Origin of the sequence: Jiulongibacter sediminis (assembly GCF_001306455.1) — a bacterium.
Lineage (GTDB): Bacteria > Bacteroidota > Bacteroidia > Cytophagales > Spirosomataceae > Jiulongibacter > Jiulongibacter sediminis.
Genome location: NZ_LGTQ01000005.1, coordinates 28,633 through 48,696, shown reverse-complemented (window position 1 = coordinate 48,696; position 20,064 = coordinate 28,633). Strand labels below are relative to the sequence as shown.

At 41.7% G+C, this 20,064-nt stretch carries 21 protein-coding genes; 18 read left to right on the top strand and 3 right to left on the bottom strand.

All coding sequences use genetic code 11. The features are described from left to right. Positions 1-3 precede the first annotated feature (3 nt). The 11 genes from ccsA (at position 4) to AFM12_RS00205 (ending at position 9,469) form a co-directional block, all read left to right on the top strand. Positions 4-672: a cytochrome c biogenesis protein CcsA gene (ccsA, locus tag AFM12_RS00250; protein WP_055143006.1), complete on the top strand. Its 669-nt coding sequence runs from the start codon at positions 4-6 to the stop codon at positions 670-672. Beyond that, positions 672-848, top strand: coding sequence for a CcmD family protein (locus tag AFM12_RS19570; protein WP_095533182.1), 177 nt, complete (start codon positions 672-674; stop codon positions 846-848). The genes ccsA and AFM12_RS19570 overlap by 1 nt, the downstream gene beginning before the upstream one ends. Further along, complete coding sequence (locus AFM12_RS00245; protein WP_055143004.1) at positions 845-1,288, top strand: cytochrome c maturation protein CcmE domain-containing protein; 444 nt, start codon at positions 845-847, stop codon at positions 1,286-1,288. The genes AFM12_RS19570 and AFM12_RS00245 overlap by 4 nt, the downstream gene beginning before the upstream one ends. Further along, on the top strand, positions 1,288-2,472 hold the full coding sequence (locus tag AFM12_RS00240) for a chorismate-binding protein (protein WP_082391139.1): 1,185 nt from the start codon (positions 1,288-1,290) through the stop codon (positions 2,470-2,472). Before AFM12_RS00245 ends, AFM12_RS00240 begins: the two co-directional genes overlap by 1 nt. A 259-nt stretch (positions 2,473-2,731) precedes the next feature. Then, positions 2,732-4,213 carry an RNA polymerase factor sigma-54 gene (rpoN, locus tag AFM12_RS00235; RefSeq protein WP_055143003.1) on the top strand — a complete coding sequence of 494 codons (1,482 nt, stop codon included), beginning with the start codon at positions 2,732-2,734 and terminating at the stop codon, positions 4,211-4,213. A 59-nt stretch (positions 4,214-4,272) separates the two neighbouring features. Beyond that, positions 4,273-4,896, top strand: coding sequence for a hypothetical protein (locus tag AFM12_RS00230; protein WP_055143001.1), 624 nt, complete (start codon positions 4,273-4,275; stop codon positions 4,894-4,896). A gap of 2 nt (positions 4,897-4,898) precedes the next feature. Further along, on the top strand, positions 4,899-5,822 hold the full coding sequence (gene hemC, locus AFM12_RS00225; protein ID WP_055142999.1) for a hydroxymethylbilane synthase: 924 nt from the start codon (positions 4,899-4,901) through the stop codon (positions 5,820-5,822). Next, complete coding sequence (locus tag AFM12_RS00220; protein ID WP_055142997.1) at positions 5,819-6,202, top strand: VOC family protein; 384 nt, start codon at positions 5,819-5,821, stop codon at positions 6,200-6,202. Before hemC ends, AFM12_RS00220 begins: the two co-directional genes overlap by 4 nt. 5 nt (positions 6,203-6,207) lie before the next feature. Then, positions 6,208-6,927 carry a peptidylprolyl isomerase gene (locus tag AFM12_RS00215; protein ID WP_055142995.1) on the top strand — a complete coding sequence of 240 codons (720 nt, stop codon included), beginning with the start codon at positions 6,208-6,210 and terminating at the stop codon, positions 6,925-6,927. Beyond that, positions 6,924-7,826 carry an SDR family oxidoreductase gene (locus AFM12_RS00210; protein ID WP_055142993.1) on the top strand — a complete coding sequence of 301 codons (903 nt, stop codon included), beginning with the start codon at positions 6,924-6,926 and terminating at the stop codon, positions 7,824-7,826. The genes AFM12_RS00215 and AFM12_RS00210 overlap by 4 nt, the downstream gene beginning before the upstream one ends. Before the next feature lie 20 nt (positions 7,827-7,846). Next, the gene (locus AFM12_RS00205; protein ID WP_055142991.1) at positions 7,847-9,469 is read left to right on the top strand and encodes a M1 family metallopeptidase; all 1,623 of its coding nucleotides are present in this window, start codon (positions 7,847-7,849) and stop codon (positions 9,467-9,469) included. On the opposite strand, the gene AFM12_RS00200 is transcribed toward AFM12_RS00205, so the two are convergent. The 3 genes from AFM12_RS00200 to AFM12_RS00190 all read right to left on the bottom strand — a co-directional run bounded on the left by AFM12_RS00200 (position 9,458) and on the right by AFM12_RS00190 (position 12,777). Next, complete coding sequence (locus AFM12_RS00200) at positions 9,458-10,318, bottom strand: inositol oxygenase family protein (RefSeq protein WP_055142989.1); 861 nt, start codon at positions 10,316-10,318, stop codon at positions 9,458-9,460. The two genes, AFM12_RS00205 and AFM12_RS00200, sit on opposite strands and share 12 nt — an antisense overlap. Positions 10,319-10,342: 24 nt before the next feature. Continuing rightward, positions 10,343-11,911, bottom strand: coding sequence for a solute:sodium symporter family transporter (locus AFM12_RS00195; RefSeq protein ID WP_055142987.1), 1,569 nt, complete (start codon positions 11,909-11,911; stop codon positions 10,343-10,345). Between the two features lie 194 nt (positions 11,912-12,105). After that, a complete protein-coding gene (locus AFM12_RS00190; RefSeq protein ID WP_082391138.1) occupies positions 12,106-12,777 on the bottom strand; it encodes a porin family protein in 672 nt (223 codons plus the stop codon). Between the two features lie 151 nt (positions 12,778-12,928). Here AFM12_RS00190 and AFM12_RS00185 point away from each other — a divergent pair, with 151 nt between their 5' ends. The 7 genes from AFM12_RS00185 to AFM12_RS00155 all read left to right on the top strand — a co-directional run bounded on the left by AFM12_RS00185 (position 12,929) and on the right by AFM12_RS00155 (position 20,030). Next, positions 12,929-13,366, top strand: coding sequence for a MarR family winged helix-turn-helix transcriptional regulator (locus tag AFM12_RS00185; RefSeq protein ID WP_055142983.1), 438 nt, complete (start codon positions 12,929-12,931; stop codon positions 13,364-13,366). A gap of 308 nt (positions 13,367-13,674) precedes the next feature. Then, complete coding sequence (locus AFM12_RS00180) at positions 13,675-14,982, top strand: GntT/GntP/DsdX family permease (RefSeq protein ID WP_055142981.1); 1,308 nt, start codon at positions 13,675-13,677, stop codon at positions 14,980-14,982. Positions 14,983-15,257: 275 nt separating this feature from the next. Continuing rightward, positions 15,258-16,745: a S41 family peptidase gene (locus tag AFM12_RS00175; protein WP_055142979.1), complete on the top strand. Its 1,488-nt coding sequence runs from the start codon at positions 15,258-15,260 to the stop codon at positions 16,743-16,745. Positions 16,746-17,111: 366 nt separating this feature from the next. Beyond that, complete coding sequence (gene dgoD / locus AFM12_RS00170; protein ID WP_055142977.1) at positions 17,112-18,410, top strand: galactonate dehydratase; 1,299 nt, start codon at positions 17,112-17,114, stop codon at positions 18,408-18,410. A 183-nt stretch (positions 18,411-18,593) separates the two neighbouring features. Next, positions 18,594-19,211, top strand: a complete 618-nt coding sequence (locus tag AFM12_RS00165; RefSeq protein ID WP_055142975.1) for a MarC family protein — start codon at positions 18,594-18,596, stop codon at positions 19,209-19,211. 88 nt (positions 19,212-19,299) lie between these two features. Further along, on the top strand, positions 19,300-19,623 hold the full coding sequence (locus AFM12_RS00160; protein WP_055142973.1) for a DUF2185 domain-containing protein: 324 nt from the start codon (positions 19,300-19,302) through the stop codon (positions 19,621-19,623). Positions 19,624-19,643: 20 nt separating this feature from the next. Then, positions 19,644-20,030 (top strand): putative signal transducing protein, encoded by a 387-nt coding sequence (locus tag AFM12_RS00155; protein WP_055142971.1) that lies wholly within the window; start codon positions 19,644-19,646, stop codon positions 20,028-20,030. The last annotated feature ends 34 nt before the right edge of the window (positions 20,031-20,064 follow it).

The window sequence follows — 20,064 nt, the reverse complement described above, 5'->3', positions numbered from 1 at the left end:
AAAATGACACTAAAAAATACATGGTGGAAAATTCTGGGAGCCATTCTTCTGGTATATGTCTCTATAATGGGTCTTGCGGGTGAGGTTCCTCGCCAGCCCATTCTCAATGAAACCATCAGAAACGTTTATTTCCACGTACCCATGTGGTTTTCAATGATGACTTTGATGACGATTTCGGTCTGGAGATCAATTCAGTATTTGCGAACCGGAGACATCATACGTGACCAGCAGGCCATCGCTTTTGCCAGTACAGCATTTTATCTGGGAATTTTGGGTTTCATCACTGGTGCCATCTGGGGCAAATTCACCTGGGGCTCTGCCTTACCGGCCGACCCAAAACTCATTGCCGTAGAAGTAGGTTTGCTCATTTATGCCGCCTATTTCATTTTGAGAGGCTCTTTTGAGGATGAACAGAAAAAAGCGAGACTCTCAGCGGTTTACAACATTTTTGCCTTTGCAGCTTTTATGCCACTCGTTTGGATTTTACCTCGTGTTACAGATTCGCTTCACCCTGGTAACGGAGGCAACCCTGCTTTCGGAAAGTACGACATGGACAATCAAATGCGAATGGTTTTCTACCCCGCTGTTATCGGGTGGGTTTTAGTAGGCATCTGGGTAGCCTCTTTAAAGGCCAGAATTATCAAATTGGAATACAATAAACTGAATCAATAATGTCTCTTGATCTTATTTTATCAATATTACTTCAATCTGACGTGGTAATGGCTGACGGCCTTCGTCAGGATGGAAAATTCTGGGTGGTTATCGCTGTCGTGGCGGTGGTAACTTTAGGAATTTTACTCTATTTATTTTTGTTAGACAAACGAGTTAGCAAACTGGAAAAACAATGAAGAAATCACATATAATTGCTCTGGCGGTTATAGCCGTGGCTGTTGCCATGATCATATCAACCGTTGGTGACGCCAGCACCTACTCTGATTTTGGTGAAGCAAAAAGAATGGCTGAAGATGGTAATTCAAATGCCGTTCATGTCGTGGGAGAGCTCAAAAAAGACGGAATGGGAAACATTACTGGAATGGTTTACGAGCCTTCAGTTGATCCTAACCGTTTTGAATTTATGATGATTGATTCCCTTCAGAATGAATCCAAAGTTGTTTTCAACAAGCCGAAACCTCAGGATTTGGAGCGTTCTGAAAAGGTAGTGGTTGTGGGGTCAATGAACCTTGAGAACCAATACTTTGAAGCTGAGCAAATTCTACTGAAATGCCCTTCAAAATACAATAATGAAGGATTAGAAGTGGAAGAAACAGCAATGATTGAAAACGAATAATGATTCCAACCAAAACCAAAGAGATCAATACTCTCCAGACATTGAAGCAATTGATGACCGGACAGTTCCCTTTTGCTCTTTGGCGGTTACCGAATCAAAAAGATATAAATCTTGTCCTCTCCTCCAATCAGGAACAAAAAGTATTCAAAACTGACCTTGAAGAGCTTCCGGGTGGTTTTCTGATGACTCCCTTTGAGGATTCGGAAGCGTCTCATTTTATTCTGGCAGATTTATGGGTTCAGCTCACAAGTCTAAATGAGCAGACACCGGAGAAAGTACTAACCTTTATTGAGGAGGAACTTGGGCTCGTCATAACTGAAAATCAGACGCCTTCAAAAAGCAAACCTGAAGTTAAAATCAACTTTCTGTCTGAGGCAGGAGAACAAAGAGCTTTTGAAGAACTTGTGGAGAGGGCTGTAACTAAAATTGAGGAAACTGATTCTTTCCAGAAAGTAGTTCTTTCGAGGAAAAAAGAAATTGACATTCCTGAAAATTTTGACGCCCTTGAGCACTTCAGGTCAATTTGTCAAAAGTATGCCTCTCTGTTTTGCTCATTGGTTTACTTGCCTCAGGAAAATCAAATATGGATAGGAGCATCTCCGGAGATTCTTGTAACTCAGGACGATCAGGGCATTTTTGAAACTATGGCTCTTGCCGGCACTCAATCAGCTTACGACCAGAATGGTGAGCTGATTTCTTGCAGTGAGGCTCTTTGGCGTCAGAAAGAAATTGAAGAACAGGCGTTGGTTAGTCGATACATCATCAATTGCTTCAAGAAAATAAGAGTGCGTGAGTTTGATGAAATAGGCCCTAAAACTATTCAGGCCGGAAACCTGATGCATCTACAAACCACTTTCAAAGTGGATTCTCACAAAATTAACTTTCCACAGATAGCTTCAGTCATGCTTGAGCTACTGCACCCAACCTCCGCTGTTTGTGGTATGCCGAAAGAAGAGGCCTTAGGGTTTATTAAAGAAAATGAACCATACAATCGCGGCCTTTATAGTGGATACCTTGGGCCGGTCAACTTAAATCAAAGAACCACTCTCTTCGTAAATCTTAGAAGTTTATGTATTGCTGATCATAAAATCAGCCTCTTCGGCGGCTGCGGAATCACCGCCGACTCTGTTCCTGAAAAAGAATGGAAAGAGACAGAAATGAAATTAAAAACCATTATAGGTTAAGGAGCATTTTTCATACTCAGGCTAATCATTGCTTCATTTTCAGTTTTTTTTTGTATCATTATAAAACATTTGATTTGGGTGCAACTATTTGAATATAGTTGTCTAAAAATCAAAGGCTTACGCAAATTCCTATATTAAACCAAACAAGTTTAACAGATGTATTCAGGCTGTCAATCTGAAAAGAAAAAAAATGTTTGGCACGGTTAATGATCAAGCATAAACAACTATCCTGATATACTTTGAAGAAACTTGACTTACGATGCAAAAATTAACTTTCAGCCAATCCCTCCAGCAGCGTCTTTCGCCGCAACAGATTCAGTTCATTAAACTGTTACAAATCCCTACTGCCGAGCTGGACCAAAGAATCGAAGAAGAACTTGAAATTAACCCTGCCCTTGAAGAAGGAAAAGAAATGCAGGAGAAAAACAAGGAAGACGATTACTCTGATGACAGCTATGATGACAAAGACGACTATGGTGATGATTTCAGTGACTACGAAAGTCTTGATTCAAGCGAGCGGTTTGACGTTAAAGAATATATGAACCAGGATGATTATTCTGGTTACAAAATGTACAGCGATGGATGGGATGAAGATCGTGAAGTTATGCCGGTGGTTTCTATTAGCAGTTTAATGGAATCACTCGAGCAGCAACTCGGATTTCTGAAACTGAATGAAAAACAAGAAAGTATTGGCAAACAGCTGATCGGTAGTATTGATGACGACGGCTATATTAGAAGACCTGTCCGCTCCATTTGTAATGATCTGGCTTTCAGTCAGAACCTTTATGTGAGTGAGGAAGAGGTTGAGGACGTACTTCACAAAGTTCAGAAATTTGAACCAGCTGGTATTGGTGCACGTGACTTGAAGGAGTGCCTGAGCCTACAGTTGGAAAGAATGAAATGTCACACTCAGGAGTGCCTGTATGCCATCGATATTATTGAGAATTATTTTGAGGAGTTTACTAAAAAACACTTTGAGGTAATTCGTAAAAAGCTAGGGACAGATCAGGAAACGCTTAAAGATGCTATTGACCTGATTACCCGATTAAACCCAAAACCAGGTGGAATTTCAGGTAACGAAGGCACAGCCAAGTACCTGATGCCTGACTTCATTGTTACCTCAGAAAACAACAAGCTTGAAATCATTCTTAATTCAAAGAATGCACCGGAGCTAAGGGTTAGCAGATCATTTTCAGAAATGCTTGACACCTATGACAAAAGCGACAAAAAGAATAAAGAAGTTAAAGAAACAGTCACTTTTGTAAAGCAGAAATTAAATGCAGCAAAATGGTTTATAGATGCTATTAAGCAGCGTCAGCAAACTTTACTCAAGACCATGGAAGCTATCGTTAAATATCAGGAAGAGTTCTTCCAGGATGGCGATGAGAGCAAGCTTAAGCCGATGATTTTGAAGGATATAGCTGAGAAGATTGACATGGATATCTCTACTGTATCAAGAGTTGCTAACAGCAAAGCCGTTCAGACAGATTTCGGTATTTATCCGCTTAAATATTTCTTCTCAGAGGGTATCTCTACAGAATCCGGCGAAGATGCATCAAGCCGTGAGGTTAAGAATATTCTGAAAGAGCTAATTGATTCAGAACCTAAGCACGCCCCACTTTCTGATGATAAGCTGGAGAAGCAATTGAAAAAGCGTGGCTATAAGATTGCCAGAAGAACAGTGGCAAAATACCGTGAGCAGTTAAACATACCCGTTGCCCGCCTTCGGAAACAATTGTAATCAAAACATTACCTTAGAGGAGTTTCTGATGCTATATTTGCGTCAGAAACTCTTTTTTTTTGAGCCAAAAGACAGCAGCTTATATTTCTTATCTTTTTTACCCGGGGCTCATACCCACCTACCTGCTGGCTGTTTTGTATTTCGTGGCACCATATCTTGTTTCTATTGAGGGCTACCCTACTGTTGCTAAGCTTCTACTGCTATTTTTTGTTCTCTTGTACACTTTCATTTTTCCGTCATTAATGGTCTACTGGCTGTATAAAAGAGGTCAAATAAAGAGTCTTACAATGGAAGAACCCAAAGAGCGAAGAATCCCCTATCTGATAACGGTGGTAAGCTCCGGTTTTCTGGCTTATTTCTTCGCTCAGAAATCGAGTATGCTTTTGCCTTCTGCACTAATTATCGGGCTCATTACTTTGGTTATTGCCCTTGTAGCCGTCATAAACCTGAAATGGAAAATTTCAGCTCATTCGGCAGCTATCGGCGGGGTTATCGGAGCATTCTTCACCCTCAGAATTCATTATGACGAGTCTTTATTAAGTGTACCTTTTTTTACGGCTCTGTTTATTGGTGGCCTGGTACTCTCAGCTCGTTTAAAACTCAACGCTCACACGCCCTTGCAAATAGCAGCAGGCTTTCTGCTGGGTCTTTTCATTAGTATATTTGGCGTCTTTTATATTTAGATATGACTATAACCATCGGAACCCGGGGAAGTAAACTCGCACTTTGGCAGGCTTATTACATTGAGGAAAAACTCAAAGAAGCCGGTGCCCAGGTAGAGATAAAAATCATCCATACCAAAGGGGATAAAATTCTGGATCGCTCACTTTCAAAAATCGGGAGCAAAGGTGTTTTTACAGAGGAGCTGGAAGATCAGCTTCGCTCAGGTGAAATCGATATAGCCGTCCACAGTGCCAAAGACCTTCAATCATCACTTGACGAAGATTTCGAAATCATTGCTTTTACAGAGCGTGAAGAAGTTAATGACGTTTTGGTGAGTCATAAAGAGCTCAACATGGAGTCCTCTTTTACAGTAGGCACCTCCAGCACACGTCGTGTAGCCATGCTGAAAGCCTTTTACCCTCATATCAATATTGTGGATATGCGTGGCAACCTGCAAACTCGGATTGGTAAAATGGAAGCAGGAGACTGTGATGCCTTGTTGCTTGCCTACGCCGGTGTCCACCGCATGGGCTATCATGATAAAATCAAAGAGAAACTACCTGTTAAACGTTTTACACCTGCGGTAGGACAAGGCTCCGTGGCTGTAGAATCAAGTGTCAATCTTGATAAGGAAAAGCGTGAATTGATCATCCATGCCTGTAACCATCCGTTAACAGAGATATGCCTGAGGGCTGAAAGAAGTTTTCTGAAAGAAATCAATGGAGGCTGTAGCATTCCCGTATTCGGATATTGCAATTGGTTTGATGATTATCTGCTTGAACTCAATGCGGGGATTGTGAGCCTGGACGGCAAAAAGATTATTCGGGTAAGCACTTTGCTTGATGATCCTGAACAGCTGGGCATAGATACGGCCAAAAAACTGATGGATCAGGGTGGAAAAGAAATACTCAAGGAAATCAGGAACCAACTAAATTCAGCTTTATGAAGAACAGAGTCACAGGAATAGGCGGTATTTTCTTCAAATCAAAAGACAGAAAAGGCCTGATGGAATGGTACCAGAAACACCTCGGCATTGCCATGGAAGAATGGGGAGCCGTCTTCCAATGGGATACCCCTGAAAATCCGGCAGGTAATAAATACACGGCTTTTAGCATTTTTGATGATAAAGGCGATTATATGAAGCCTTCAAATGTTGACTTTATGATCAACTTTCAGGTTGAAAATCTGGACGAACTTCTCACAACACTTGAAAAGGAAGGAGTAGAGGTTATGTCAGAAAGAGAAAACTCCGACTTTGGCAATTTCGGATGGATTATTGACCCGGAAGGGCGAAAGATTGAACTTTGGGAACCGCCAAAAAAATAAGCACTATGACCAGACTGCTTCTGCTAATACTTTTAAGCACATCTGTTTTTGCACAGAAGAAGAGCAAAAAAGACTATCTGATTACCATTGAAACATCAAAGGGAACCATGCATGCCGTTCTTTTTGATGATACGCCAAAACACAAAGCAAATTTTCTCAAACTGACAGAATCCGGATTTTATCAGGATTTACTTTTTCACAGAATCGTGAATGAGTTTATGATACAGGGGGGAGATCCGGACTCTAAGAATGCCAGAAAAGGAGCAAGACTGGGAGCCGGAGGTAGTAACCTACCGAAAGTTCCCTATGAATTCACCGCGAAGCATGTGCATACAAAAGGAGCGTTGGCAGCGGCAAGGACGAACAATCCAAGAAAAGAATCCAGTGGTTGCCAGTTTTACATTGTTACCGGAAAAAAATACGAAGAGCAACAACTGAAAGCAATTGAAGCACGACAAGTCAGCGGGAACACCCCTCGGATAGAACTTGAATACACTCCTGAACAATACAAGGCTTACCAAACTATCGGTGGAACACCCTTCCTTGATAATAATTACACTGTTTTTGGAGAAATCATCCAAGGAATTGAGGTGGCCGAAACCATAGAAAAAATGGAGACTGATGGTGCAGAAAGACCTCTGGAAGATGTTAAAATGAACATCTCTGCCAAAAGAATGAGTAAGAAAAAGATTTCGAATTTATACGGATACGCCTACCCAGAATGAAGAAAATTTTAATCACAGGCTCAAACGGACTTCTTGGTCAAAAACTGGTAGAACTTCTCAAAAATGAAGGAAAATCAGAGATTATTGCTACCGCCAGAGGAGAAAACCGTCTGCCTTATACCGATGGTTACACCTTCAAAAAAATGGATATCACCGACCGGGAAGAAGTTTTGTCTGTTATAAAAGCAGCCAAACCGGATGTGGTTATCAATACTGCGGCCATGACCAACGTGGACCAGTGTGAGTCTGACAAAGACAACTGCTGGGCACAGAATGTTACGGCTGTTGAATATCTGATTGAAGCCTGCAAAGCAAGCGATTCATTTCTTCTCCATCTCTCCACTGATTTTATTTTTGATGGAACTGAGGGCCCCTACAAAGAAGAAGCCGAAGCCAATCCATTAAGTTTTTACGGCTGGAGCAAGTGGGCCGGCGAAAAGCTGATCCTCCATTCTGATATCAAATGGGCCATTGCCCGTACTGTTTTAGTCTATGGAATTGCTCATGATATGAGCAGGTCAAATATCATCCTTTGGGTGAAAAAATCGCTGGAAGAAGGCAAAAAAATCAATGTGGTTACCGATCAATGGCGAACTCCAACACTTGCTGAGGATCTGGCTAAAGGCTGTGCACTCATTGCCGAAAAAGAGGCTGCGGGCATATTCAATATCTCAGGCGAACAGCTTTTGAACCCGTATCAAATGGCCAATTTGACTGCCGATTTCTTTAACCTGGACAAAACGCTTATTGCTGAGGCCACGGCAGCTACTTTCTCACAACCCGCCAAAAGACCGCCAAAAACAGGTTTTGATATTTCAAAAGCCAAAAAGGTATTGGGTTACCAACCAAAAAGTTTTCAGGAAGGGATTGCCCTGCTGGCAGAGCAAATCAAAAAGTAATTTGCTATTTTGGGCTTCTTATGAAAAAAGAAGCCTTCATTACTTTAGTACTGCTCGTATTCACGAGTCAGGTTTTTTCTCAGTACACCAAAGACGACAGTCTGATGGGCGTCATTACGCCTGAAAGAACCTGGTGGGATTTGAAATATTATGATCTTGATGTTGAGGTAGACATTGAAAATAAATTTTTCAAAGGTTCCAATGTCATCCTTTTTCAAGCCTTAGAAGAGGGTTCTGTCATGCAGATCGATCTTCAGCCTCCGATGAAAATTACGGACGTCTCTCAGGCAGATTTGGTTTTGAAGTTCAATAAAGTTGCTAAGAATACTTATCATATCTTTTTTAATGAACCTATAGTCAAAGGACAGTTAAGTGCCATTAAAATTTATTTTGAGGGGCAGCCGCATGAGGCTAAAAATGCTCCCTGGGATGGCGGAGTGGTTTTCACCCGAGACAGTAATGGAAAACCGTTTGTAGCCACGGCAAATCAAGGGATAGGTGCCAGTATTTGGTGGCCTTGCAAAGACCACCCGGCAGATGAAGTGGATAGTCTGCAAATCAGAGTAACTGTTCCTGATGAACTATGGAATATTTCTAACGGTCAGATGCGTGATATGCAGCTCTCCGGTGACGGAAAAAGAAGTACCACCTGGTTTGTTAATAACCCTATCAATAACTACGGGGTCAACATTAACATTGGCAACTACGTCAGCTGGAAAGATGTTTATCAAGGAGAAAAAGGGCCTCTGGATGTTTCATTCTATGTTTTAGAACAAGACCTCCCAAAAGCCAAAGCTCAGTTTACTGATGCCTATCGTACACTGGAAGCACTCGAACACTGGTTTGGCCCCTACCCTTTTTATGAAGATGGCTACAAATTGGTACAAGTGCCCTATCTGGGAATGGAACACCAGAGCTCTGTTACTTACGGTAATGGCTTTAGCAATGGTTATAAAGGAACTGACCTCTCCGGCACCGGTTGGGGTCTGAAATGGGATTTCATCATCGTTCACGAAAGCGGTCATGAATGGTTTGCCAATAATATTACCAACAAAGACAAAGCCGATATGTGGATCCATGAAGGATTCACCAATTACTCCGAAAATCTGTTTACAGAATACTTTTATGGCAAAGAAGCCGGAGCAGAATATGTCAGAGGCACCCGCAGGCTAATTCAAAATGACCGCCCGATTATAGGAGATTATAAAGTAAGTCAATCCGGTTCCTCTGATATGTATTACAAAGGTGGCAATATGCTGCATACTATACGTCAGATCATCAATGACGATGAAAAATGGAGAAGTATATTGAGAGGTCTCAATAAAGACTTCTATCACCAAACCGTTACCACGGCTCAGGTTGAAAATTATATCAGTGAAAAAAGCGGAATTGATCTCAGTAAGGTCTTTGACCAATATTTGAGAACAACTAAAATTCCGAAACTGGTCTTAACTCAAAAAGGTAAAAAAATAAAATACCATTGGGAGAATGTAGTTTCCGGTTTTTCAATGCCTGTTGATATCAAGGTCAATGGAGAAACTAAGAGAATATGCCCCACCAGGAAGCCGCAAAAAATAAAAGTCTCCGGCCTGATAGTGGACGAAGACTTTTATATAGAAACCAGTTGGAGATCAGAAGGCTAGTACATCCGGCAGATATTTAGCCGCTAAATCTTCATAATATGGCTTCAATGCCCTGGCATCAGGAGGGGTAGGCACTTTTGAGTATAAATCATACGGGTTAAATTTATCAACCCATTTGAACATCTCATGGTCGTGTTTGCTCATTAAGTGATCATAAGCATTTTCGCGATGCTGCGGATAGAAGGAATGATATCGAAGCATGTACAAACCTTCTTCCGGTAGATAATCTTTCATGATCTGGTAAATATACTCATCATGTCCCCAGCTCATTTTTACATTATCAAGTCCGCAGTTGGCCTCATAAACACCATATTTTGTATTGTATCTTTCATCTTTGCTATCAGGATTGTCCTCAAAGAACTCAGGATATACAATCTTGTCAGAATGCTTACAGCCGACAGGAAAAGTATCACCTACCACTGCCCATTGCGGTTCACCGAAAAGACAAAGAACCTTGCCTAAATCGTGCAGAAAACCCGTGAGGACAAACCAATCAGGATGACCGTCAGCTCTGATGGCCTCTGAGGTTTGCAAAAGGTGTTGAAACTGGTCCAGATCGGTATCAGGGTCACTGTCATCTACAAGAGTATTGAGAAAGTCAACAGCCTCCCAGATTGACATTTTTCGTTTGTTGAATTGCAAAAACTCCGCTTCTTTCTCCTTTACAAAATCATAGGTTTGATACTTATGATTGAGTCGGTAAAACTCACGAACGGTATTCTGACGCTCAGAATCCACGTAGTTTCTGTAATCTTCTTTCGCCTTTACTTCAGGCTCAGGATATCTTTTCAGCAGATCATCTTCCCAGTGATCAAGATCCTGCAATGGATTCTTTTCAAAATCGCTCATAGGTTATTGAATGTTTTGACAAAATTAGGATAAAAGTATGTATATCAGCAATGTAAGCACCACCAAAATTAATCCGACAGTTTTGACATGCGGCCACTGAGGGCTGTCATCTTTTTGAATATCTACCACCACCTTATCCGTCGGCATCAGTCTTGAAATAATGATCATGACAAGAAAGTTGAGTACAAACTCAATTCCCCAGATATGGACAAAATGTATGTCAACTTCAAAAACAAAAGTGGTAAGCAAATAGAAAATAAGTCCGACAAGAAGGCCTGCCTTAGCACCATTCGCATTGATTTGTTTCACAAAAAGCCCGGCAAACATAATAGAAGCTATGGGTATAAAGAATATCCCATTTAACTGCTGGAGCATTTGATACAGGCCATCCGGAGCCCCGGCCACGAGTGGGGCAGCTGCGATAGAAAAAACAGCAAGAATAAGAGCCACCCACTTTCCGGCTCTAACCATTTTTTTCTGATCGGCTTTTTTTGCGAAATATGGTTTATACAAGTCAATGCAGAAGATAGTACTGGCAGAATTGAGCACTGAATTAAAAGTACTCAAAACAGCCCCGAGAATAACAGCGGCAAAGAAGCCGGTAAGTCCGGCTGGTAAAACTCTTTTGACCAGAACCGGATAAATTAAATCAGGATTTTCAAAGAATTGATCGCCGTATAGATGAAAAGCTACCAAACCCGGCAAAACAATAATGACCGGCACAAAAAGCTTGAGAACACCGGTGTAGATGAGACCTTTTTGGGCCTCAACAAGGTTTTTGGCTCCAAAAGCCCGCTGAATGATCGATTGATTCATCCCCCAGAAGTACAATTGATTAATCATTAAACCGGTGAAAAGGGTTGAAAAGGGTAATACAGTCTCAGGTCCTCCTATCATATTAAATTTCTCAGGGTTTGAGCTGTAGACGATCTTTAAACCCTGCCAGGCACTACCGGCATCCACTTGTTTCAGAGCCAAATAGGTGATCAAAAGCCCCCCTAGAAACAGACCGATACCGTTTAACGTATCCGAAAAAGCGACAGCTTTGAGCCCTCCAAAAATGGCGTAAAGTGAACCAATGCCTCCAATGGCCAATACGGTATACCAAAGCCCCTCCGTTTTGCTGATGTTCAATTGAGATGAAACTTCAAAAATTCCTTCAATATTCAGGGCTCCTGTATATAAAACAATGGGTAACAGAGTCACGACAAAAGAGATCATCAAAAAAGCTGCTACCAATGTTCGGGTGAGTTTGTCAAAGCGGTTTTCGAGGTACTCCGGAATAGTTGTGAGGCCCATTCTTATGTATTTGGGAATAAACCAGATGGCTGCTATCACCAGTGCGACCGCAGATGTCACCTCCCAGGCCATTACCAGAATTCCGTTTTTATAGGCGTTCCCATTCATTCCAATGAGATGCTCTGTTGAAATATTGGTCAGTAGCATTGAGCCAGCAATGATAGGTCCTGTGAGGCTTTTGCCTGCTAGAAAATAACCTTTCTCGGTTCCGAGATTTTCTTTGCGGAGCTTGTACCAGACGTAGATAATTACGGCCAGCGTAAAGGCTAAAAAGCCCAGAATAGTATTGGTCATAGGTATAGGGTTGTACCCGAAAGTAGAGAAGTTTTGAGAGATTGCAAAGCAGAGGATGGATTCGTACTAAAACCGATCAAAAGACGATAATTTATTGCTCTGGAAAAATGATAAAAGGCCACCTCAAACGGTAGCCTTTACTTTACTTTTTCTAAAAATGCCTAAACCTCAGACCTATCAAAATCGGTGTAATCCTATAGTTTAATCTTTATCCCAGCTCCTCCTGCAAGTGTTCTGCTTCTAACAGGCAAATCTACCACTGGAGTGTCCAGCACCCGGCTAAAACCGTGAGTGTAACGGGCTTCTGTAAAAGCCACGATTTTCTTAGCAACAGGTAATTCAAAGCCTAGTGCGGCCACACCACTAAACTCAAAAGGCTTGTAAAAGTTCTCATTAATATTCGCTGTTACCGGAAAGATATCTAAGACTTTGATACGCATATCAGCATCAGCTAAATAGCCAACAGACGGGCCAAGAGCCAGATAATAATGAGCGGCCTCTTTATCGCCAATATGAAATTTGGCTAAAACCGGCATCTCTACATAATGTGATCTGAAATTGACCTTCCCGTTTACTGGAATATCAACCCCAAGAAATTCTCCGCCAACAATAATACCTTCTCTTACCGCAAAACCTTTTTGTATATAAGATAGCTCAGGTTGAACAGAGAAATGGCTACTGACCGGTATTTCGACGAAGACTGCTCCGCCAGCTGCAGGCATAAATCTAAATTCTGGTGTAATGTTTTCGATGAGATCAAAACGTGTAAATGTTGAGCCCGTAATGGCACCTCTTACTCCAATTGAGGTTTGGCCAACAGCTCCGAAACTCAAGGCAATTAAAACAAGTGATAATAGCTTTTTCATATCTATTGATTTATTCTTTTTGTTAGTTCTGTTTCTTGGATGCGGACAAAGCTCTCAGGGTTTTCAGGGCGATTGTTAAGGCATCGTTAAGAGAAAAAATGCAGCAATAAATTATCCTTGTATATTTGCCTCTTAACTCTTTGATTTCGAGATGACCCATTCAGATAAGCGAGCTTATTTTTTCAAGATTGACACTACGGTTAAACGGGTAAGAAACTATCTTCAAAAGCAGCTTAATCAGGAAGGAATTGATCTAACTGTTGATCAATGGGTTGTTTTAGATCACCTTTACCCCTCTCCGGGAATTTCACAAAATGACCTGGCACAGGCCACAGCCAAAGACGCTCCCACGACTACGCGAATTCTGGATATTCTCATCAAAAAAGGTTTAATAGAACGCCAGATGGCTAAGCTGGATCGCCGGAAATCAATGCTATTTCTCACCGATGCCGGCAAAGAAATGCATACCCGTGCTTTCCCCATAGTAGCCGAGGTGAGAACCAAAGCCTGGGGCCGCCTCTCTGATGAAGATTTTACAGAGCTCGTCCGTATTATGGATACCATTTACGGGAATCTGGAAATTGTGTGATCCAAGTTTAAGAGTTTTTAAGTCTGAAAGTTGAGAAGTTTCTAATTCGTGGCAGGTAGATACACGGTTAAACGGACTTGACTGGTTTATGTAGTTCTAAGTTTAAGAGTTTTTAAGTTTGAGAATTTGGAAGTTTTAGGAGTCTGGTGTCAAGCTTCTCCACTATTTTAAGTCGGGAAAAAATATATTCCCTGAACACAAAACTTTTTAACTAACAGACTTATAAATTTTCAAACTTCCTCACCCGTTTGCTCAAGCCATAAAAAATCACGTTTTTCGGTCTTTCTAAAACTCAACCCTTTACTGAAATGCCTTTAGTTATTGCCCTTCTGGGGATTTTGGCTTTGATTCTCCTCATTGCCGTCGTAAAATTAGACACCTTCCTTTCTTTCATTATTGTTTCCATCGGTATTGGGCTGGTCAGTGGTCTCGATGTCATTGAGATCGGCAAGGCCATTCAAGGCGGCGTGGGTGGAACACTCGGTGATTTGACTCTGATTGTAGGTTTTGGTGCCATGCTCGGTAAACTCGTGGCTGAAAGCGGAGCAGCACATAAAATCACGGATGCTCTTATTGGCATGATGGGTAAGAAAAACCTGCAATGGGGCCTCGCTATCGCGGGTTTTGTGATTGGTATTCCGCTGTTTTACAATGCCGGTTTTATCATCGTGATTCCGTTAATTTTTGCCGTGGCTCAGGCTTCCGGTTATAATATGCTTTACGTAGGTATCCCGATGCTGGCCTCGCTTTCTGTAGCTCACGGCTACCTGCCTCCTCACCCATCGCCGGCGGCTATTGCTTCTCAGTTGAATGCCGATTTGGGTAAAACTTTGATTTACGGCCTAATTGTCTCTATCCCTGCTATCGCCATTGCAGGACCTATTTTTGGAAAAACCTTAAAGAATTTCGATGTCAATCCTGATCCTTCGTTTTTTGGTTTTAAGACGGTCAATAAAGACAATCAACCGGGGCTTGGCATCAGTCTTTTGGTGGCTTTGATGCCAGTAATTTTACTTTCGGCGTTTTCAGTAATCAAAGGCAATTTCCCGGATAATGCCATTGTCAAACTTTTGGCTGAACCGTATTTCGGCATGTTGCTCTCCGTATTTTTTGCCGTTTACTTTTTAGGAATGAGACAAGGTCGCACGCTGGAAGACATCTCAAAATCGCTGGCAGAATCTTTCAAAGACATTTCGGTGATTCTACTGATCATCGCCGGTGCTGGGGCATTGAAAGAAATCCTTTCTGCTACGGGCACCTCCACATACATTGGTGAAATGCTGCAAGGTGTAAACATCAACCCGCTAGTTTTAGGCTGGGCTACGGCTGCGTTTATTCGTGTGTGTGTAGGCTCGGCAACGGTCTCGGGCCTGACGGCTGTAGGTATACTAGCCCCTCTTTTTGCCTCAAACCCTGACTTTCAACCTGAACTCATGGTATTAGCTATCGGTAGCGGAAGCCTTATCATGGGCCATATGAATGACGGCGGTTTCTGGCTTTTCAAAGAATACTTTAACCTCTCAATTAAAGACACTCTCCGCACCTGGACAGTAATGGAAACCCTTGTTTCTGTGATTGGATTGATTGGGGTTTTGGTTTTGAGCTGGGTGGTTTAAATTTAAAAAAGTACATCCTATCAAACATTTGGGCCTTAGCCTTTGTACTAAGAAGAGGTTCTCAACTCTCGCTCGAACTGACAACTAATAAAAGCTAAAAAGCTTTAATCTTACCGTCAGTTCGAGCTGAGTCTAGAACAGTCAGGCTCACCCATTACAAAAGAGGTAATGGCCAAACTAACTCTGCCCACGATATCAATACTTTACTTTAGTAGTGCCAACTTTTTGAAACCAACCACACATTCAATATTTTGCAAAGAAAAACCACTAGCACATTGACTTTCAAAAGAACCACCCTTCTTCTCATTTTTCTATTTCTTACCATCCAATCTTCTTTTGCTCAGCTTTTTAAAGAGCTTTCTCAACATGATTTAGAGATTGATTTTGAGGTTTTGCTCAAGAGTGTTGAGGCTCACCCAGATCCGTACACACATATTTCAGAGGAAGAATTTTTAAAGAAAGCAGAAGAAATCAAGGCTACTTTTGACCAGCCTCATACCAAGCTCGACTTCTACAGAGAAGCTGCTTCCATGATCGCTTTAATCAAAGACGGGCATAGCTCTGTGCGACTTCCGGAAATGTGGGTAAACACCGCAAGAAAAGAGGTGGGGGCTTTTCCGCTAAAGGTTCATCTAACCAATGACAATCAACTTTATATCATTAAGAATTACGGCACTCAGGAGATTCCGGAAGGAGCTAAAATTCTGGCTATAAACGGAATAAGCGTAGATAGCTTTCTCAATAGAATTGATCCCTACATTTCATACGAGCTAACGCCTTTCAGAAATACGTTGATTGATAATTCTTTTGAGAGTTTTCTTTATGCAGCCTTTGATCACTCAGCAGATACTGAGCTGGAGTATTTTGTAGAACGGCCTGAAAAGGTGAGTGTTAAGAATATGGATTACCGCGAATGGAAAAAGGCCGTGAAAGAAAACAGAAAAGACCGTGAACTTAAGCTCAGTACCAGTGAGCCGTATAACTATGAGAAAATTGCTGATGGAATCGGCCTCATCAGCATATTCGCTTTCCGGGTACCAGATTATAACTCCTATCAGGTATTTCTGGCTCAAACATTTAGCAAAATCAGAAGAGATGAAATTCACTCTCTGATCATTGATATCAGAGGAAATTATGGCGGCTGGCCAAAGGTTTCGTCAGGGCTTTTTCATTATATCACTGAGAATCATTTCAAAACAATGGCTCAAACCAGTCAGAAAATCAGTGATACCTACCGAAACAAACTTCTTGAACTTGACCCCGCTTTACCAAATTACTACTTTTTGAGTGGCGGCAGGCATTATTTAGACATGAATGCCTTACTACGAAATCCTATCGGCAGTTTTGCAGATGAGACCCTGGTCTATAATGAATCTCCACAGACAGAAATTGAAGAATTTAAAGGTCAAACCTACCTTCTAACCAATCGTGATTCTTACTCAGCTGCCTCTTGTTTTGCCTCTACTTTTCAATGTTACCAGATGGGCCTGATTATTGGCGAAGAGACGGGCGGCACTAAAATCTTCAGAGCCAACCCTATCTACATAGAACTTAACCGGTCAGGTCTGGCAGTGGGTATGTCAACCTCAAAGGATTATACCACTTGTTACGGAGACGAGTTTGAAGGAGTTCAGCCTCACGTTCAATATACCCCCACTATTTTACAGCTGATTTCAGGTCGTGATACACAGCTGGATTATGCCGTGTATCTTATCAGAAAACTTAAAAGAGAGGCTGAAAAGCAGGCTGGGCAGACGAACTAGAACAATATGATCTAACCCATAATTCGTTAAGGATCAACTACAAATTCGCCTTTGGTAATGGTACCTTTCTCAAGGATCATAGTCTTTCTGACCCGCATGGGGCCTGTGAAGTTGTATTCATCCTGTTCTTTAATGATCACTGAATTCTTCGGGTATTCATCAAGCTAAAAGAAAACTAATATTACTCCAAGTGTTGCAACTCAAGTTTTGCGGAGATAAAAGTTGTGTTTGAATTTTTATTAAGTCGAACCTCTTAAAGAATCAACTTAAAAACCACCATTGATCTATTCATTTTAGGGGTAGGTTTTGTTGAGTTTGAAAAGCCTTTCAAGCCATGTATCTTACTGAAAACAAACCCTTTTTGAAATGAAAAACTTCTCCCGCCGAAACTGGATCAAAGGTATTTCTGCCGGCGTGGCTTCTTTGGCCTTAAGTGAAAAGGCAAATGCCGGTAAACCAGAAAAGTTAAATCACAGCAAAGCCCTGATTGACCCAAAAGATGATCTTAAAATCACAAAACTTGAGATCATCCCCGTGCATACGCTCCGTACCATTTTCGTAAAAATGTATACTAACGCAGGCATTATTGGTTTGGGAGAAGGAACAGTTGAAGGTCGCATACCCACAACCATGGCCGCCATACAGGAACTTGAGAAATATCTGATTGGCAAAGACCCCAGACTAGTGGCTCATCACTGGCAGGCTATTTATCGTCATGCCTTTTACAGGGGCGGCATAATACTGACCTCCGCTTTATCTGCGGTGGATATCGCGATGTGGGATATCAAAGGAAAGGCCTTGGGAGTACCCATATATGAGCTTTTGGGTGGACTCACCCGAGACCGAATCAGAGTCTATGGCCAGGCCCAAACACCCGAAGGTGCAAAGAAAGTTATGGCAGAGGGCTACACTTCAATGAAAGTAGGGGTTACATCAAGCCGTGGTCGCCTTTCACGATATGCAGAAAGCCCTGATTTTATTCAGGGTATTGAAGAAAACATTGCGGCTATTCGTGAGGTGATAGGGCCAAAGGTGGATATGGGGATTGAGCTTCATGGCGACCATCAGCCACAAACCTCAATGCTAATCATCAAGGCTTTGGAAAAATTTCAACCTTGGTTCTATGAAGAACCGATACAGTTTCAAAATTTGCCACTGATGGCCGAAATGTCAAAAAAGACGCATATACCTTTTGCAACAGGTGAAAGAATGGTCACTAAATGGCAGTTTAGAGAATTACTCGAACTCAAAGCAGCCTCTCTTTTGCAGCCGGACATAACCCACTGCGGCGGCATAACAGAGCTCAAATCGATAGCAACTCTGGCTGAAGCACATTACGCTGGAATGTTGCCACATGCTAAAGAAGGAATGATAGGAGCCGTGGCTTCTATGCATGTGGCAGCCTCTATCCCTAATTTTCTTTGCCATGAGCTTCCGAGTCTTCAGGCCGCCCCTGACGATGGAGTAGAACGCAGCTACTTAGGCAAAAGTTATATTACCAAACCGCTAACAATGAATAATGGCGAAATCATGGTAAAAGGTAATTTTGACGGACCGGGCCTTGGCCTTGAATTGGATGAAAACATTTTTGAGAATGAACGGAATGTTCCTGAATGGGAATTCCCTGAAATGTGGGATAAGGACGGCTCTGTTCTGGATCATTAAATATTCCATTGTTTGTCTTCCAGCAAATACAAAATGATCTCATGATTTACTTGACGGAACAATGATTTTGAGAAAGTAATCCGGAGATATAGTGACTACTACAGACATAAAATTTTCTCAATTCCCGCCGAACCCCTTCCCACTTAAAATTGTAATCAATGGTATCCTAAAGCCAGAATTAAAATGCTCACCGAAATTATCACAAAAATCCTTTTCCTCGTTGCTGTTATTGACCCCCTTGGCTCTGTTCCTGTCTATCTGGAAGCAACAAAGCAATTGGATCAGAAACATAAGACAAAAGTGGCTATCAGAGCTTCAATCGTTGCCTTTTTCATTCTACTGTTCTTCATTGTGGTGGGTCAGATTATCCTTGAAGGTATGGAAGTAACCCTTGATGCCTTTCAGATTTCAGGTGGAGTTATTCTCTTTTTGTTTGCCTTGACCATGATCTTTGGTGATGGCAAGCCAGAATCCGAAAAAATGATGATTTCTGATTATAAACATGTCACCATATTTCCTGTAGCCATACCTTCAATAGCCTCTCCGGGGGCAATAATGGCTGTCGTCTTATTAACCGATAATCATCTGTACACTATTGATCAACAAGCTATTACTACTGTACTAGTAATGGTGGTAGTCGCTATCACCATGTTAATCCTTTTGGGGGCAAACTTTGTTCAAAAAAGAATTGGTGAATACGGCATTACAGTCATTAGTAAAATTATGGGGTTAATTCTGGCCTCCTACGCAGTACAAAGTATCCTTAGCGGATTGAGAGGCTTTTTTACCATTCTGGAATAGTGCCCGCCTTTGAATCTAAATTCAAAAAAAGTCAATTTTAAGGTCCTATCTTTACAAGACTTACAAAACGATTGTCTTTACGAATCAAATGAAAAAATACCTTATTACCGACTTTGAAGACCTCTTAGACACTGGGAAAACCTGCATGGTGACAGATAAAATAACTGTTGAAGGCATGAAAGTGGGCTTTATGTATCGCGAAATGCCGGATGATGAAAACGACTCAGGCTGGCGGTTTATGTCAGGTACAGAAGATGAGAATTACATGGCAGACCCTGAGAATACTCTGGTCTGTGATATTAATGTGGTGGCGAATTATGATAAAGCCATAATTCCAATGATTAAAAAGCCAATAGGCTCTGAATGGGAAAGGGCCGAAGGGCAGGACTACTTCAGACGACTCAGGGATTAATCATATGAAAAGAGAGCAATATGAGCGAAATGATCATCCTTACCTCCTACACCTACCCTCATGAGGCTCAGGTAGCGAAACTAAAACTGGATGCTGAAGGCATCCACTCCTACCTTAAAGACGAGCTTACCGTTCAGGCTCAGCACTTTTTAAGCCCGGCATTCGGGGGTGTTAAACTCATGGTAAAACAGGAAGATCTGGAACTGGCCAAAAAACACCTCAATGAAGCCGGATTAATTCAAAAACCGGAAGGCCCTATCTGCCCAAATTGTAGTTCAGAAAACATAGAAAAAGAAAAGAAAACGGGCGTCGCTCTTTTGTTATCAAAATTGTTTCTGGGATTACCATTCTCCTTCACCAAAGAAAGGTTTGGCTGCTTAAACTGTGGGCAAGACTGGAAAAACTGACACTTTACTACCTGTATACGAAAGACTTATTCCA

Excerpts from the sequence above, each read along its gene's own strand:
- AFM12_RS00210 (WP_055142993.1), top strand. The coding sequence starts at position 6,924 with ATGAAGAAAATTTTAATCACAGGCTCAAACGGACTTCTTGGTCAAAAA.
- AFM12_RS00200 (WP_055142989.1), bottom strand. The coding sequence starts at position 10,318 with ATGAGCGATTTTGAAAAGAATCCATTGCAGGATCTTGATCACTGGGAA.
- AFM12_RS00160 (WP_055142973.1), top strand. The coding sequence starts at position 19,300 with ATGAAAAAATACCTTATTACCGACTTTGAAGACCTCTTAGACACTGGG.
- dgoD (WP_055142977.1), top strand. The coding sequence starts at position 17,112 with ATGAAAAACTTCTCCCGCCGAAACTGGATCAAAGGTATTTCTGCCGGC.
- ccsA (WP_055143006.1), top strand. The coding sequence starts at position 4 with ATGACACTAAAAAATACATGGTGGAAAATTCTGGGAGCCATTCTTCTG.
- AFM12_RS00180 (WP_055142981.1), top strand. The coding sequence starts at position 13,675 with ATGCCTTTAGTTATTGCCCTTCTGGGGATTTTGGCTTTGATTCTCCTC.
- AFM12_RS00190 (WP_082391138.1), bottom strand. The coding sequence starts at position 12,777 with ATGAAAAAGCTATTATCACTTGTTTTAATTGCCTTGAGTTTCGGAGCT.
- AFM12_RS19570 (WP_095533182.1), top strand. The coding sequence starts at position 672 with ATGTCTCTTGATCTTATTTTATCAATATTACTTCAATCTGACGTGGTA.
- rpoN (WP_055143003.1), top strand. The coding sequence starts at position 2,732 with ATGCAAAAATTAACTTTCAGCCAATCCCTCCAGCAGCGTCTTTCGCCG.
- hemC (WP_055142999.1), top strand. The coding sequence starts at position 4,899 with ATGACTATAACCATCGGAACCCGGGGAAGTAAACTCGCACTTTGGCAG.
- AFM12_RS00195 (WP_055142987.1), bottom strand. The coding sequence starts at position 11,911 with ATGACCAATACTATTCTGGGCTTTTTAGCCTTTACGCTGGCCGTAATT.
- AFM12_RS00215 (WP_055142995.1), top strand. The coding sequence starts at position 6,208 with ATGACCAGACTGCTTCTGCTAATACTTTTAAGCACATCTGTTTTTGCA.
- AFM12_RS00165 (WP_055142975.1), top strand. The coding sequence starts at position 18,594 with ATGCTCACCGAAATTATCACAAAAATCCTTTTCCTCGTTGCTGTTATT.
- AFM12_RS00155 (WP_055142971.1), top strand. The coding sequence starts at position 19,644 with ATGAGCGAAATGATCATCCTTACCTCCTACACCTACCCTCATGAGGCT.
- AFM12_RS00220 (WP_055142997.1), top strand. The coding sequence starts at position 5,819 with ATGAAGAACAGAGTCACAGGAATAGGCGGTATTTTCTTCAAATCAAAA.
- AFM12_RS00240 (WP_082391139.1), top strand. The coding sequence starts at position 1,288 with ATGATTCCAACCAAAACCAAAGAGATCAATACTCTCCAGACATTGAAG.
- AFM12_RS00185 (WP_055142983.1), top strand. The coding sequence starts at position 12,929 with ATGACCCATTCAGATAAGCGAGCTTATTTTTTCAAGATTGACACTACG.
- AFM12_RS00245 (WP_055143004.1), top strand. The coding sequence starts at position 845 with ATGAAGAAATCACATATAATTGCTCTGGCGGTTATAGCCGTGGCTGTT.
- AFM12_RS00205 (WP_055142991.1), top strand. The coding sequence starts at position 7,847 with ATGAAAAAAGAAGCCTTCATTACTTTAGTACTGCTCGTATTCACGAGT.